Genomic DNA, 13,045 nt, shown 5'->3' with positions numbered 1-13,045 from the left:
GGTAGCATTGGGAAGATCCACCCGGTGGATCGTTTTGGGAGGGTAAAATGAAATTTGGTCTGAAATCACTTTTCGCAGGCGCCGCCTTTGCGGCGGCGATCATCGGGTCTTCGGCACTTGCCACGGCCGCCGACATTCGCATCGTTGCCGTCACTCACGGTCAGGCCAACGATCCATTCTGGTCCGTCGTGAAAAACGGCGTGAGCGCAGCGGCCAAGGACATGGGTGCCAGTGTCGAATACCGTGCTCCGGAAACTTTCGACATGGTGTCGATGGCGCAGCTTATCGATGCTGCCGTCAATCAGAAACCCGATGGGCTGATCGTCTCCATTCCGGACGCCTCGGCGCTCGGTCCTTCCATTAAGAAAGCCGTCGCTGCCGGGATCCCGGTCATCTCAATCAATTCCGGCTCCGATGTTTCGAAAGAGTTGGGAGCGCTTCTGCATGTCGGTCAGGACGAATATACCGCCGGCAAAGCCGCCGGCGCGAAGCTGCAGGAGCTCGGCGGCAAGGAAGGCCTGTGCGTGAACCAGGAAGTCGGCAATGTTTCGCTCGATCTGCGTTGCAAGGGCTTTGCCGATGGTTTTGGCGGCAAGGTCACGGTGCTTCCTGTCAGCAACGATCCGGCCGATGTTCGGGCGAAGGTCAAGGCAGCGCTGAGTTCCAACTCGGCCGTCGATACCGTTATGGCGCTCGGCGCCAGCACAGCCGGCGAGCCGGCGTTGGCAGCCGTCGAAGATGTCGGCATGACCGGCAAGATCAAGGTGGCAACCTTCGACCTTTCTGCTGATTTTCTGAAGGCTGTGGCAGACGGCAAGGCCGCTTTCGCGATCGATCAGCAGCAATTCCTTCAGGGTTATTTGCCTGTCGTGTTTCTCGCCAATTACGCCAAATACGGGCTCATCCCAGGTGGCAACGTTCCCTCCGGTCCGAACCTGATCACCAAAGAGAAGGCCGCTCAGGTGGTCGATCTTTCGGCTAAGGGGATACGCTGACCGAGATTGCCGAAAGGCATCCTCCCCGAAGTTCCTCCCCGCTATCGGGGAGGGGCTTTGGTTTGATGGAACGCGCTGCGAGGCAGCGCAGATGAAGCGCTAAATTACATTCACAGGGAGGAATCATGGCTTCGCTTGAGCAGAAAGCGGCGGTCGCGCCGAAAGCCGATGAGCGTATCAAGCAGGTGGGCTTTCTGACGCAACTGATGCGTCGGCCCGAGCTTGGAGCCGTGGCCGGCCTGGTGCTCGTCATCGTATTTTTCTTTCTCACCGCAGACCCCACAATGTTTTCGCTTTCGGGCGTGATGACGATCATGGCGCCGGCCTCCCAATTGGGGATCCTCGCTATCGCGGCCGCACTCCTGATGATCGGCGGCGAGTTCGATCTCTCGATCGGTTCTATGGTCGCCTTCGCTGGACTGGTCTTTGGTGTCATCCTGACGAATTTCGGTCAGCCATTGTCGGTCGCCATCGTGATGACGATGCTTTTCGCCGCCTTCATGGGCGCGATCAACGGACAGATCGTGATCCACACACGTCTGCCATCCTTCATCGTGACGCTGGCGTTCCTCTTTATTCTCCGCGGCCTGACGCTTGTCGGCCTGAAATGGGCGACCGGTGGCTCGACACAGCTCCGCGGCATCAGCGACCATGTCAAAGACAGCCCCCTGCTTGGAATTTTCTCCGGCGAAGCCCTGAAGGGCGCCTTCCTATGGCTTGCGGATCATGATCTGATCGACAAGTTCCCCAATGGCGTGCCGAAGGTCACGGGCGTTCCGGTTTCCGTCTTGTGGTTCGCAGCCCTTGCCCTGCTGGCGACCTGGGTCTTATTGCGTACGCGCACCGGCAACTGGGTCTTTGCGGCCGGCGGCGATGCCAATGCGGCGAGAAACTCGGGTGTCCCGGTCCACAGGGTTAAAACCGGCCTCTTTGCGCTGACGGCATGTGCGGCGGCACTCGTTGCGATCATCACCGTACTCGATGCTGGTTCCACCGACGCCAGGCGCGGATTTCAGAAGGAATTCGAAGCCATCATCGCGGCCGTTATCGGCGGATGTCTGCTCACCGGCGGCTACGGCTCGGCGATCGGCGCCTTCTTCGGTGCGATCATCTTCGGCTCGGTTTCGATCGGTCTGACCTATACCAAATTCGACTCCGACTGGTTTCAGGTATTCCTGGGCTCCATGCTGTTGCTGGCCGTGCTCTTCAACAATTTCATTCGCCGCAAGGTTACCGGGGAGCGCTGATCATGGTTGACGTCAACATTCGAACTCCGGTCATCGAAGTGACCGATATCGTCAAGCACTACGGTTCGGTGATCGCATTGAACGGCGTGTCCATGCAAGTTTCGGCCGGGGAGGTGCTTTGTCTTCTGGGAGACAATGGCGCGGGCAAATCCACGCTGATCAAGACGCTATCCGGCGTTGTCCGCCCGAGTGGCGGCGAGTTCCGGGTGGAGGGAAAGCCGGTCGATTTCAGGAGCCCCCGGGATGCACTCGATGCGGGGATCGCGACCGTCTACCAGGATCTTGCGATGATCCCCCTGATGTCGATTACCCGCAATTTCTTCATGGGACGGGAACCTCGCAGAGGCGTCTTCCCATTCCGCCACATCGACTTCGATCACTGCAATGATGTCACGCGCGAAGAAATGCGCAAGATCGGCATAGATATCCGTGATCCAAACCAGGCCGTCGGCACGCTTTCCGGCGGTGAACGCCAGTGCGTGGCCATCGCACGAGCCGTCTATTTCGGCGCCAAGATCCTCATCCTGGACGAACCGACCTCGGCGCTCGGTGTAGCGCAGACCTCAATGGTGTTGAAATACATCCATCAGGTCCGGCAGAAAGGATTGGGCGTTATCTTCATTACCCACAATGTCCGTCACGCCTATGCGGTGGCCGACCGTTTCACCATCCTCAACCGCGGTCAAACGCTTGGCACATACGCAAAGGCGGCCATCGCCATGGACGAACTCCAGAACCTGATGGCCGGTGGCAAGGAGCTGCAGCAGTTGTCCGAAGAACTCGGCGGTACGATTTAGCCCGCTGTCAGAGCAGGCGATGTTTGACGATTGCCAAAGAGCTATCGTCTCTCATTCACGCAATATGATGGAACACGATCATGACAGATCAATCACGAGACGACTTGCCAACGTTTACACTCGCCGCCTGTGCGGAAATGCTCTGGCGCGACAAGGCGATCGAGTGGCGGGCCTCCCGCCTGAAGGAAATGGGTTTTGGCGTTGGTCTATGGAATTGGCCGGATCACGATCTGAGCAAGCTGGAAGCAACCGGCGCGACCTTCACGATCATGAACGGCTATCTCGCCGGCCGTCTGACGGACGACGAAGGTGCCGCCGAACTTCTCAAGACGGCACGCGAAACGGCGCAGATCGGGAAGCGGCTCGGCGTGCAAAGGCTCAATCTGCACGGCACAGGCCTGGGAGATGGAGGCCTGCCGGTCCAGCCGGTCGAAGTCGTGACCGGCGCCATGTGGTTGAAGGCGCGCGACACCCTCTGCCGTGTCGTCGACATGGCCGAAGAAGAAGGCGTCACCTTCACGCTCGAGAACCTCAACCTGCCAGTCGATCATCCGGGCGTGCCATTCGGGCGCGCCGAAGACACGTTGGCGCTCGTCTCCAGCGTCAATAATCCGCGGCTCCGCCTTAATCTCGATCTCTACCATGCCCAGATTGGGGAGGGAAACCTGATCGAGCTTTGCCGCAAATGCCAGCCTTGGATCGGCGAAATCCAGGTGGCCGATGTGCCTGGCCGCTGCGAGCCAGGGACCGGCGAGGTCAATTATAAGATGATCGCACGCGCGCTCAAGGACATGGGCTATCGCGGCGCCATCGGCATGGAGGCCTGGGCGTCCGGCGACGATGAGGCGGCGCTCGCCCGCTTCCGCGATGCCTTCACGGTTTGAACGATCCGACAATTAACGCTTACAAATACGGAGAAATATCGATGATCAGGTTTGGGGTGATCGGCGCCGGCCGAATAGGCAAGGTACATGCCGCCACCATCGCGGCGAACCCGAAGGCAAAGCTCGTTTATGTGGCCGATGCTTTCAGCGCCACGGCAGAGGCGCTTGCTGCCCAGACGGGCGCCGAGGTCGCTGACGCGGAGCATATCATCAAGTCCCCGGCGGTGGATGCGATCCTCATAGCAACGCCGACATCAAGTCATGCCGATCTCATCGAGGCGGCTTCGAAGGCCGGCAAGGCGATCCTCTGCGAAAAGCCGGTATCCTTGTCGGTTGAACGCATCAATGCCTGCCTCGACCTTGTCGAGAAGAACAATTCCACGCTGATGATCGGCTTCAATCGCCGGTTCGATCCCAACTTCGCCAGTGTGGAGGCGCGGTTGCGTCGCGGCGATGTCGGCGACATCGAAATCGTAACCATCACCAGCCGTGATCCCGCCCCGCCGCCAGCCGAATACGTCAAATCCTCCGGCGGCCTGTTCCGCGACATGATGATCCACGACTTCGATATGGCCCGCTTTCTCATGGGTGAGGAATTCGTCGTGGTAAACGCGCTTGGATCGTCTCTCGTCGACAAGGCGATCGGGGCCGAAGGTGATGTGGATACTGCCGCGGTGCAGATGCAGACAGCCTCGGGTCGCATCGCTGTCATCACCAATTCGCGCCGGGCAACCTATGGCTACGATCAACGCATCGAAGTCCATGGCGCTGCCGGCATGCTTACAGCCAGAAATATCCAGGCAACCAGTGTAGAGCTTTCCAACGCGAGCGGTGTCAGCGGCGATCCTGTCCAATATTTCTTCCTTGAGCGCTACGCGCAGGCCTACGCCAACGAGATCAATGCCTTCATCGACGCGATCGACAATGGCCACCGGTCGCCGCGGCCGAGCGGGTTTGACGGACTGCAAGCTCAGAAACTCGCGGAAGCCGCAACCAGGAGCTGGCAGACCGGCAAGCCGGTGACGATCGATTGATGGAAGGGAACGGGTGCGAACCGATAGTGCTCCGCGCGCTATCGGTCCGCATCCGACGCACCGCCTAACCTGTGCAGATCGTCGGGTGCTGCGCATGACTGGCAGATCCTAGATAGCGACCTCAGGAGGCAAAGCCGATGAAGCAGGCTAACGTTGGTCCTCCTCAGACATTGGAGGAGTTGAAATCGCTGATCGCGAGGCGTCAGATTGTCTTTCCCGATCGACTGGAGCAGGTTGCCAGACAAGTCATTGAACGACCGGAGATGGTCGCTTTCGAAAGCGCTGCAAAAATCGCGCGCATTTGCGATGTATCTCAAACAACGGTATTGCGCCTGGCGCAGCACTGTGGATTGCAGACATTCGCCGACTTGCGGTCGATGATGAGAAATCATGTTCGGAAGGCTGTACCTTTTACGCCACTGACACTGAAATAGCGGGTCAACGGGTCTGGCACGGCGAGGGTTTTCGAGGCGGCCGGCTTGTTGCCCTTGCGTTCATGTTCTGGACGAAGAAGATCGCATAATGGATCGACCGGAACACACAAGTGGGGAGGGGCGGAAAGCAGTCCTAAGGAGCGGCTTCATTCACCTTGCGTCGCCGGAATCTGCTGCGGATAGATGCCGTGCATCACAGAGGAGTTCGGGCGCTTCAAGAGGCCGTGACGAGTTATTTTTTGCCGAATGTAGATTTGACCGACACTCATTCGTCATGAAGGCGTAACCTCAATCGATCGGTCAGGGAGGACGCAAATGACCAAGGTCGCTTTCAATATCAGCATGTCGCTCGACGGCTTCATTACCGCAGGAAACCAGACCAGGGAGGAACCACTCGGCAAGAACGGCGAATTTCTTCACGAATGGTTCTTCAACAGCGGTGCAGAGGGCGATGCATATGTGCAGCGCCTCACCAGCAATGTTGGCAGCGTGATCTGCGGGCGCAAATGCTATGACGACTCGATCCCATACTGGGACGAGAACGGGCCGACGGGGCCGTTAAAGCTGCCGCTTTTCGTCGTCACCCACCGGCCGTTACTCGCCTCGCACAGCACTGGAATCTATCACGCGGCTGGGACAATTCCCGACGCGGTGAAGCAGGCGAAGTCGGCGGCCAGAGGCAAGGATGTGAGCCTCATGGGCGGAGCCGACGTCTTTCGCCAAGCACTGGCCGGCGGGCTTGTCGACGAGATCGAGTTCCATATCGTGCCGGTGCTCTTTGGTGCTGGGACTCGCCTGTTCGACATGCTGCCCAATCAGATCAAGCTTGAGCCCACCAGCATGCTCGACGCGCCACTCGCTCGGCATATCGCCTATCGCATTGTGAAGTAAGCGAACGCAACCAGCCCTGTCTGACTAGGTCCAGCCCCATAAACCCCAGCCAGTGGCACTAAAATAGCGGGGTCAACGGTTCTGGCACGGTGAGAGCTAGCTTTCGAGGCCTGGGTACGACGCCCCGCCTTTTCGGCCGCGGCCGCGGTCGCTCCAGCTTAGGGCTGTCCGAAGCGTTTGGGAGCGGTTCAAAACCGCTGAGGCTCTAATCACGGCCTCATGAAAGTTCAGTGCGGGTCAGTCACGTAATGCCCGCCGGCCGCGGCAATGCGCAGCCATCAGGTTATGGATTATTCCTTCGGCGGCCTGCCCCGCCGCTCCAGCGCCGTCTTTCGGATGGTCTCCGCGATCTCCGGACTACTGCTCGACAATATCTGGAAATCCACAGCGTAGAGCGACAGCAGCGATACCTCGGTTGCTGCGCTGACCGTCGCTGAGCGAGGATCGCCACTGACCAGCGCCATCTCGCCAAAGAAGTTTCCGGCACCGAGTTCCACTGGATGGTCGGGTGTCGCCACGGTGACCCGCCCCTCGACAATGAAGAACATCTGATCGCCAACATCGCCTTTGCGGCAGATCACGACACCGGCGGGCACGATCCGCGGCCGCAGCGCCCGCACGATCTCGATCAGTGCCGCGGAGCCAAGCTTCTGGAACAGGGGTACGGCGGCGACCAGCTGCCAGTTTCGAACGAAGTCTTGGCGGCGAACCTCTTCGTAGAAGCCGGTGGCGAGGATGCCGGCCCAAAGCGCAAAAATGCCGATGCCGCTCATCATCACCAATCCGGCCAGCACCCGGCCTGCCAGGCTTTGTGGGATCTCGTCGCCGTAGCCGGTCGTCGACAGCGTCACGACCGCCCACCACATCGCCTGCGGAATGCTGCCGAACTTATCGGGTTGGACGTCGCGCTCGATGACATAACCAGCCAACGCAGCGCCGAAGAGAACGATGCCGAAGACAGATGTCACGCCAAGCAAATTGCGCGATTCATTCGCAACCACCTTTGCCAGCAGCCTGAAGAAGGTCGAGTCGCGCAACGGCTTGAGAAGCCAAATGGCGCAATAGAGGTCTCGATCACGGGACCCAACGAACAAGAATGCAGCAGCCGGAACCAGAACCGCGAGCAAATCGATCACGAGGGCCGGCATCCCGCCCGACAAGCGGTGTCGCCGTGAAAGCAATGTGCCGCTCAATTGGAGGACATAAGCCAGCCAAATTGCTGCAAGTAGCAGCTCAAAGACAAGCCTCTCCTGTCCAGTAAGGCCCTGCCTCGTCAGTGTAGCAACGACCAAGAGACCGATTGTAGCGAACAGCGCGTTGAGCGGCGTCGAAATCTTTGAGAACGGCACTGCCGACATTACATACTCCCAACCCCCGGCATTCGTCGACAATAGATACCTTCGGGCCACACGCAAGGAAACGGGGACTGATGCAATGTGTCTCGCCCCAAAGAATTTGGCAGCCGGAATCGCGTTACAACATCTCACAGGGAATGTGGATCATCCAAATAGCGAAGGGATGCTCTTGACCGGCGATGTCGCGTTGTTCGTGGACGCCTGAGCAAGGCGCTTGTTGTCACGTCAGGCAGTTGCGCCGGCCACGGCTTTCCACTGCACGATGCGGCCATGTGCTTAGGCTTTCGGGGTCAGCTCTTGCGTTTCGGGGGAACACCATAACTAGAAGCCAAAAGCTGGCGGCAGGCTGTTGAGGTATGGACTGGCAGTGCGGTAATCGTTATTTCCGATGTATCAGCATATACCAAACCCATCCGAGAATTCTCCAAGGGCCTCTATATTGAAAAAAGTGCAACGCAGTTTTGCCGTCGAATACAAAAGCGGCAGGCGAAAACTCGATTCCAGGTCAAGCTCGATCTGGGGCAACATGGATCTAAAGTCAGTCGCACGCGACCTCGAGGAAGAGGCGCCGCCGTATCTGTCGGATAACTCTCAGAATGGCAGGTCCGAGAGCGAAATGTCTTTACCAAAAGCAGATCGGGTCGAGTCATTGTTGACACCGCCTCTCGGGCCGTCGACAACTGCATCATATACACAGGAGATGAGCATGGCCGACGAGACTGATACGGCAGCCAAGGTCGATGTACCGACCGTTGTCGAAACGCCTGCTGCGCCGAAGAAGCAGCGCAAGCCCCGTGCCAAGAAAGCGGCGGCACCCGAGACGGCGTCAGCTGACGCTGCGGCAAAGCCAGCAGCTGCTCTGACCAGCGCTGGTGACGGCAGGAGGCGAGGGCGCAAGGCAAAGGTGATCGAAGCTGCCGCGAGCGCCAAACGTGCGCCTGCAGGCCGTGCTAGAAAAGCTGTGCAGATCGCCTCGGCCGCGCCGATGACGGCGATCGATGAGATGGAAGATCTCCTGCAGTTGGAAGAAGAAAATCAACGACTGCGCAAGCTTCTTGCCGAGAAACTTCGCGCTGAAAACGCCGATCTGCGCAAGCGGCTCAAGCTCGATTGATATAAGCAGCCGGTCAATCGCCGGCCGCATTTCTATGCTTATCGAAACAAACAGTTTGGCAACGGTGGATGCTGTTGCCAGCACTAAAATTTGCAGCCTGCTTGCGGGATAAAGCTCGAGGGTGGATAGATGGCGTCTCCCTGGAAATTTCTGGCCCGACTGATCTCACCGGGACGCGAACAAAAGAAAGAAAACGGCTCGACCAGCGAGGCTACGCCGGACGCGTCGGCTACTGCGAGTTTGGCTGATGCGGTTGCCGGCGAGGGCGTGAATGGCGATGATCGGCCGGCAAGCGACGAGATAAATCATCATGATCAAGCCGTTGCAGTTGCCGCACAGGTCGCACCGCATATCCAACGAAGTCGCGGCAAGAAAGCGGGAGCGATTTCACACGTCTCCCATGCAGACGAAATCAGCCTTGACGAAGACATCAGGGTGCTCAGGGGGCAGCTGGCTCGAAAGCTAAAGCTGCAAAACGCGCAGTTAAGAAAAATGCTGGAGCGGTTTGAGCGATGAAACTGCCGTGTTGCAGGCGTTCAGCAGGGATCGACTACATTTAAAGAACACGGGCGCCCTTCTGCGGCGCTATCCGGATCTCTGATGTTTGCGAAAATGCCCTTCATGTCGATTGCCTGCCAATTCGATAGACTGCCGCATTATCCTGTCTTTCACGCAGGCCTTTGTATGAGGGATGCCGAAGTTTGCCATCATGCGTCCAAGCTCGATACTCAATTTCGGCGATTGGGGTCGGCTGAACCCAGATCGTGCCTTTGCGCTTAAGCTCCAAGGCGGTGGCCGCGCGCCGCCAGTTTGCGGACCGAGCGGATTCCGACCTTTCCCGCAGAGCCGATAACGAAAACATTCGTCATGATAGTCCCCTTCGTCGTCTGGGCCTGAGACCCTTTAATACTAGGCGGCCGCGCTCGACTGCGAAGTATACGCTCCAAGCTGATTCAGTTTCCGCTCGCGGTGGTTTAACCACCAGCCGATCTGTCGTGGCCAATTTGCAAAGGGCAAGGCCGGGTCGACCGCGTCGAGAGCCTGCTCTGCACGTAAAGCGAAGTTGGGTTCACGAAGTGCCTCCCGGCCGATCGCGACGAGATCCGCATGGCCAGAGGCAACAATCTCGTCTGCTTGGAAAGGGTCTACAACGAGTCCGACAGCCATTGTGGTAAGTTCGCTTTCGGCCTTAATCCGCGCAGCGTAAGGTACCTGATGCCCGTAGCCGCTCGGATGCTCGTAAGGACGCCCGATGCCACCCGAAGAGCAGTCAATCACATCCACGCCGATTGCCGCGAGTTCTTTCGCGAAGGCCGCGCTGTCTTCGAGGGTGACACCGTTCCGGCTACCATCAACGGCCGATATCCTTACAAAAAGGGGTTTGTCCTGCGACCAAATTTCCCGGAGGCTTTTCGCTATCTCTAGCGGGAGGCGCATGCGTCCTTCGAGGGTGCCCCCGTATTCATCAGTACGTTCGTTCGTCAGTGGAGAAAGGAACGAGTTGAGCAGGTATCCGTGCGCGGCATGAAGTTCGAGAACTTCGAAGCCAGATTGAAGGGCACGCCGCGCCGCGGTGTCGAAATCGTCCTTCACTTTCTGGATGCCCTTTAGATCCAGCTCGGCGGGCACCAGCCATCCGGTGTCAACTGGAACGGCGCTGGCCGATACAATGGGCCATGGATGATCGCCCCGGGCGTGGTCGTCCGGCGTAAGGGGTCCGTCCCCGTAATAAGGCCGCTGCATGGCGGCTTTCGGCCCGGCATGCGCAATCTGAATGCCCGGGGTTGAGCCCTGCTTCTTCAGGAATGCGGCAATTTCGGCGAAGCCGGAAACCTGCCGATCGTCCCAAAGTCCGACGTCCCCATGGGTGATCCGTCCTTCCGGTGAAACTGCGGTCGCTTCGATCATGATCAGGCCAAAGCCGCCAAGGGCAAATTTGCCGTAGTGAACGAGATGATACGGCGTCACGAACCCGTCAATGGCCTCGTACTGGCACATGGGGGAGAGAGCCAGCCTGTTCTTCAGCGAGACTTGTCGAATGGTGAGAGGTTGAAAGAGGGATGACATGTGAACCGAGAATCCTCCTGAAATACAAATTGTCTGTAGCGGCCGATACAGACTGAATGTGTTGTCTCAGACTTGAAACTTCAACCCCCATGATGCGCATCCCTGGGTGCGGCGACAAAGCTCATTGACAGATTAGCATACAATCTGTCAAACAAACCGTGCAACGCTTTGGGAGGAGCCGCCGATGTCATTCGACGAAGCACACCGCACGAAACTGCCGTATTTCTACCCATTCAAGTTCGGGGACGGCCAGATAACGGTCCTGTCAGACGGACCGCTGGAACTTGGTGATCCGAGTGAAAATTTCCTCGGCGTCACGCCGGAGACGGTCGGGGAAATGCTCGAGCGCAGCTTTTTGCCACTGGATAACGTGGTGCTCGAGCAGAATGTGCCTCTCGTCGAAATCAACGGCAAGACCATCCTTTTTGATACCGGAATGGGCACGTCGAAGGCTTTCGGCCCGACCACGGGCCGCTTGCTGACCAGCATGCAAGAGGCTGGTCGCAGCCCTGACGAGGTAGACGCGGTCGTGCTTTCCCACGCTCACATCGACCATACGGGCGGCCTATGCAACGAAGCGGGAGAACTGAACTTTCCGAACGCGCAAATTTACATAAGTGAAAGCGATTTCAACGACTGGACCGACGGTTCCACGCTCGACCCCGTGTTCAAGTTCCAGGTTGAGAACGCCAGACGGAATCTCCTCCCTCACAAAAATCGGATCTTTTTCTTCCGCGATGGACAGGAGATTCTCCCCGGCGTCCAGGCGTTGCATGCGCCGGGCCACACGCTCGGCCACCATTGCTTCATGATTGAGTCCGGCAATGACAGGCTGTGCTTCCTCGGCGACCTCACCCACCATCACGTCCTTCTGATGGAGCGGCCGTGGATGGAGTTCAAGTACGATACAGACCCGGCTTTGTCCGCCAGATCGCGCACCAGGGTACTGGACATGCTCGCGACCGACCGCATTCAGGTGATGTCGTATCATTTTGCCTGGCCAGGAACCGGACATGTCGCGCACGAAGGCGACGGCTTCCGCTACTTCCAGTCGCCGATGCGGCTATTAGCTCACTGATAATCGAGGATTCTCCAATGCAGATGCGTTCCGTTATTCTTCGGGAATCGGGTTTGTCGAAGCCGTACGCCCAGTCGAAACCGCTCGTTATCGAGACGGTCGAATTGACAGCCCCCGGCCCGTTGGAAGTTCTGGTCAAAATCAAAGCCGCCGGCGTGTGTCATTCGGACCTGTCCGCTATCAACGGGGATCGTCCGCGTCCGCTTCCCGTGGCCCTGGGGCACGAGGCGTCCGGTGTCGTCGTCGATGTCGGCCCAGGGGTCGACAACGTTAAGGAAGGCGATCATGTCGTCATGTCCTTCTTGCCGATCTGCGGTCATTGCAGCTATTGCGCAGAGGGACGGGCAAGCCTCTGCGAACCCGGCTACAAGGCGAACGCCGCTGGAACCCTGCTGTCCGGAAGCCGTCATATCAGGCTCAAGGGTTACGAGGTCAACCATCACAGCGGGGTATCGGCATTCTCCGAGTATGCGGTGGTTTCCGCGAACTCCGTGGTCAAAATCACGAAGGAAATCGACCTCGCCAAGGCTGCCCTTTTCGGGTGCGCCGTCGTTACGGGGGTAGGGGCCGTGATGAACACCTGCGGGGTCAAGCCCGGTAATTCCGTTGCGGTTATTGGCCTCGGTGGGGTCGGCTTGGCGGCGATTCTCGGAGCGGTGGCAAGCGGAGCTGGCCAAATCGTCGCTGTCGATCTTGTTCCCGCAAAGCTAGAGCTCGCCAAGGAACTCGGAGCGACACGAACCTTCCTTGCAAGCGATCCGGACGTCGCCGCCGCAATCAAAGCGGCAACCGGCGGGGGTGTCGACTACGCGATCGAAATGGCGGGATCGGCAAAGGCCTTCGATCTTGCTTACAACATCACAAAACGCGGCGGGACCACGACGACAGCTGGCCTTGCAAACGTGAATTCGAAGTTCGAGATTTCACCTCTTCCGCTGGTCGGCGAAGAGAGAACGATCAAGGGAAGCTACATGGGCTCGTGCGTGCCGTCCCGCGATATCCCTCGCTACATCGATCTCCTCCTGCAAGGTAAGTTACCCGTCGACAAGCTGCTGTCTAGTACGGGCTCACTCGATGAGATCAACGAAGCGTTCGACCGGCTCGACCGTGCAGAGGTCATCCGTCATCTGATCCTTCCATAAGCATCGC

General features: G+C 58.4%; 14 protein-coding genes. 11 read left to right on the top strand and 3 right to left on the bottom strand.

Annotation, left to right across the window (positions count from 1 at the left end):
• Positions 1 to 47 precede the first annotated feature (47 nt).
• The 7 genes from GR197_RS20390 to GR197_RS20360 all read left to right on the top strand — a co-directional run bounded on the left by GR197_RS20390 (position 48) and on the right by GR197_RS20360 (position 6,282).
• Positions 48 to 995, top strand: a complete 948-nt coding sequence (locus GR197_RS20390) for a sugar ABC transporter substrate-binding protein (protein WP_164012796.1) — start codon at positions 48 to 50, stop codon at positions 993 to 995.
• Between the two features lie 125 nt (positions 996 to 1,120).
• Positions 1,121 to 2,242 (top strand): ABC transporter permease, encoded by a 1,122-nt coding sequence (locus tag GR197_RS20385; protein WP_164012794.1) that lies wholly within the window; start codon positions 1,121 to 1,123, stop codon positions 2,240 to 2,242.
• 2 nt (positions 2,243 to 2,244) lie between these two features.
• Positions 2,245 to 3,039 (top strand): ATP-binding cassette domain-containing protein, encoded by a 795-nt coding sequence (locus GR197_RS20380; RefSeq protein ID WP_164012791.1) that lies wholly within the window; start codon positions 2,245 to 2,247, stop codon positions 3,037 to 3,039.
• Between the two features lie 80 nt (positions 3,040 to 3,119).
• Positions 3,120 to 3,923: a TIM barrel protein gene (locus GR197_RS20375; protein ID WP_164012789.1), complete on the top strand. Its 804-nt coding sequence runs from the start codon at positions 3,120 to 3,122 to the stop codon at positions 3,921 to 3,923.
• A 41-nt stretch (positions 3,924 to 3,964) separates the two neighbouring features.
• Positions 3,965 to 4,957: an inositol 2-dehydrogenase gene (iolG, locus tag GR197_RS20370; RefSeq protein ID WP_164012787.1), complete on the top strand. Its 993-nt coding sequence runs from the start codon at positions 3,965 to 3,967 to the stop codon at positions 4,955 to 4,957.
• A 137-nt stretch (positions 4,958 to 5,094) separates the two neighbouring features.
• Entirely contained in the window at positions 5,095 to 5,391 is a 297-nt protein-coding gene (locus GR197_RS20365) for a MurR/RpiR family transcriptional regulator (protein ID WP_164012786.1), read from the top strand.
• Positions 5,392 to 5,706: 315 nt separating this feature from the next.
• Entirely contained in the window at positions 5,707 to 6,282 is a 576-nt protein-coding gene (locus GR197_RS20360; protein WP_164012784.1) for a dihydrofolate reductase family protein, read from the top strand.
• A 290-nt stretch (positions 6,283 to 6,572) separates the two neighbouring features.
• On the opposite strand, the gene GR197_RS20355 is transcribed toward GR197_RS20360, so the two are convergent.
• The gene (locus GR197_RS20355) at positions 6,573 to 7,640 is read right to left on the bottom strand and encodes a cyclic nucleotide-gated ion channel (protein WP_164012781.1); all 1,068 of its coding nucleotides are present in this window, start codon (positions 7,638 to 7,640) and stop codon (positions 6,573 to 6,575) included.
• A 436-nt stretch (positions 7,641 to 8,076) separates the two neighbouring features.
• Between GR197_RS20355 and GR197_RS20350 the strand changes: the two genes are divergently transcribed.
• Both GR197_RS20350 and GR197_RS20345 read left to right on the top strand, forming a co-directional pair.
• The gene (locus tag GR197_RS20350; protein ID WP_164012780.1) at positions 8,077 to 8,751 is read left to right on the top strand and encodes a transcriptional regulator; all 675 of its coding nucleotides are present in this window, start codon (positions 8,077 to 8,079) and stop codon (positions 8,749 to 8,751) included.
• Positions 8,752 to 8,880: 129 nt separating this feature from the next.
• Positions 8,881 to 9,267: a hypothetical protein gene (locus tag GR197_RS20345; protein WP_164012778.1), complete on the top strand. Its 387-nt coding sequence runs from the start codon at positions 8,881 to 8,883 to the stop codon at positions 9,265 to 9,267.
• A 103-nt stretch (positions 9,268 to 9,370) separates the two neighbouring features.
• Here GR197_RS20345 and GR197_RS20340 read toward each other — a convergent pair whose 3' ends face one another.
• Positions 9,371 to 9,595 carry a hypothetical protein gene (locus GR197_RS20340; RefSeq protein ID WP_281409532.1) on the bottom strand — a complete coding sequence of 75 codons (225 nt, stop codon included), beginning with the start codon at positions 9,593 to 9,595 and terminating at the stop codon, positions 9,371 to 9,373.
• 65 nt (positions 9,596 to 9,660) lie between these two features.
• A complete protein-coding gene (locus tag GR197_RS20335; RefSeq protein ID WP_164012776.1) occupies positions 9,661 to 10,818 on the bottom strand; it encodes an NADH:flavin oxidoreductase/NADH oxidase in 1,158 nt (385 codons plus the stop codon).
• A gap of 184 nt (positions 10,819 to 11,002) precedes the next feature.
• Between GR197_RS20335 and GR197_RS20330 the strand changes: the two genes are divergently transcribed.
• On the top strand, positions 11,003 to 11,896 hold the full coding sequence (locus GR197_RS20330; protein ID WP_164012774.1) for an MBL fold metallo-hydrolase: 894 nt from the start codon (positions 11,003 to 11,005) through the stop codon (positions 11,894 to 11,896).
• Between the two features lie 17 nt (positions 11,897 to 11,913).
• On the top strand, positions 11,914 to 13,038 hold the full coding sequence (locus GR197_RS20325) for a zinc-dependent alcohol dehydrogenase family protein (RefSeq protein WP_164012772.1): 1,125 nt from the start codon (positions 11,914 to 11,916) through the stop codon (positions 13,036 to 13,038).
• Positions 13,039 to 13,045: the final 7 nt, after the last annotated feature.

The sequence above is a fragment of the Rhizobium phaseoli genome (assembly GCF_010668805.1).
Lineage (GTDB): Bacteria > Pseudomonadota > Alphaproteobacteria > Rhizobiales > Rhizobiaceae > Rhizobium > Rhizobium phaseoli_A.
Note: the sequence above shows the minus strand (reverse complement) of the source record. Positions and strands in the feature narration are given on the sequence as shown.

What these genes read in the sequence shown, in the direction of transcription:
- GR197_RS20365 (WP_164012786.1), top strand. Translation starts at nt 5,095, where the DNA reads ATGAAGCAGGCTAACGTTGGTCCTCCTCAGACATTGGAGGAGTTGAAA.
- GR197_RS20325 (WP_164012772.1), top strand. Translation starts at nt 11,914, where the DNA reads ATGCAGATGCGTTCCGTTATTCTTCGGGAATCGGGTTTGTCGAAGCCG.
- GR197_RS20390 (WP_164012796.1), top strand. Translation starts at nt 48, where the DNA reads ATGAAATTTGGTCTGAAATCACTTTTCGCAGGCGCCGCCTTTGCGGCG.
- iolG (WP_164012787.1), top strand. Translation starts at nt 3,965, where the DNA reads ATGATCAGGTTTGGGGTGATCGGCGCCGGCCGAATAGGCAAGGTACAT.
- GR197_RS20380 (WP_164012791.1), top strand. Translation starts at nt 2,245, where the DNA reads ATGGTTGACGTCAACATTCGAACTCCGGTCATCGAAGTGACCGATATC.
- GR197_RS20355 (WP_164012781.1), bottom strand. Translation starts at nt 7,640, where the DNA reads ATGTCGGCAGTGCCGTTCTCAAAGATTTCGACGCCGCTCAACGCGCTG.
- GR197_RS20360 (WP_164012784.1), top strand. Translation starts at nt 5,707, where the DNA reads ATGACCAAGGTCGCTTTCAATATCAGCATGTCGCTCGACGGCTTCATT.
- GR197_RS20385 (WP_164012794.1), top strand. Translation starts at nt 1,121, where the DNA reads ATGGCTTCGCTTGAGCAGAAAGCGGCGGTCGCGCCGAAAGCCGATGAG.
- GR197_RS20345 (WP_164012778.1), top strand. Translation starts at nt 8,881, where the DNA reads ATGGCGTCTCCCTGGAAATTTCTGGCCCGACTGATCTCACCGGGACGC.
- GR197_RS20375 (WP_164012789.1), top strand. Translation starts at nt 3,120, where the DNA reads ATGACAGATCAATCACGAGACGACTTGCCAACGTTTACACTCGCCGCC.
- GR197_RS20335 (WP_164012776.1), bottom strand. Translation starts at nt 10,818, where the DNA reads ATGTCATCCCTCTTTCAACCTCTCACCATTCGACAAGTCTCGCTGAAG.
- GR197_RS20330 (WP_164012774.1), top strand. Translation starts at nt 11,003, where the DNA reads ATGTCATTCGACGAAGCACACCGCACGAAACTGCCGTATTTCTACCCA.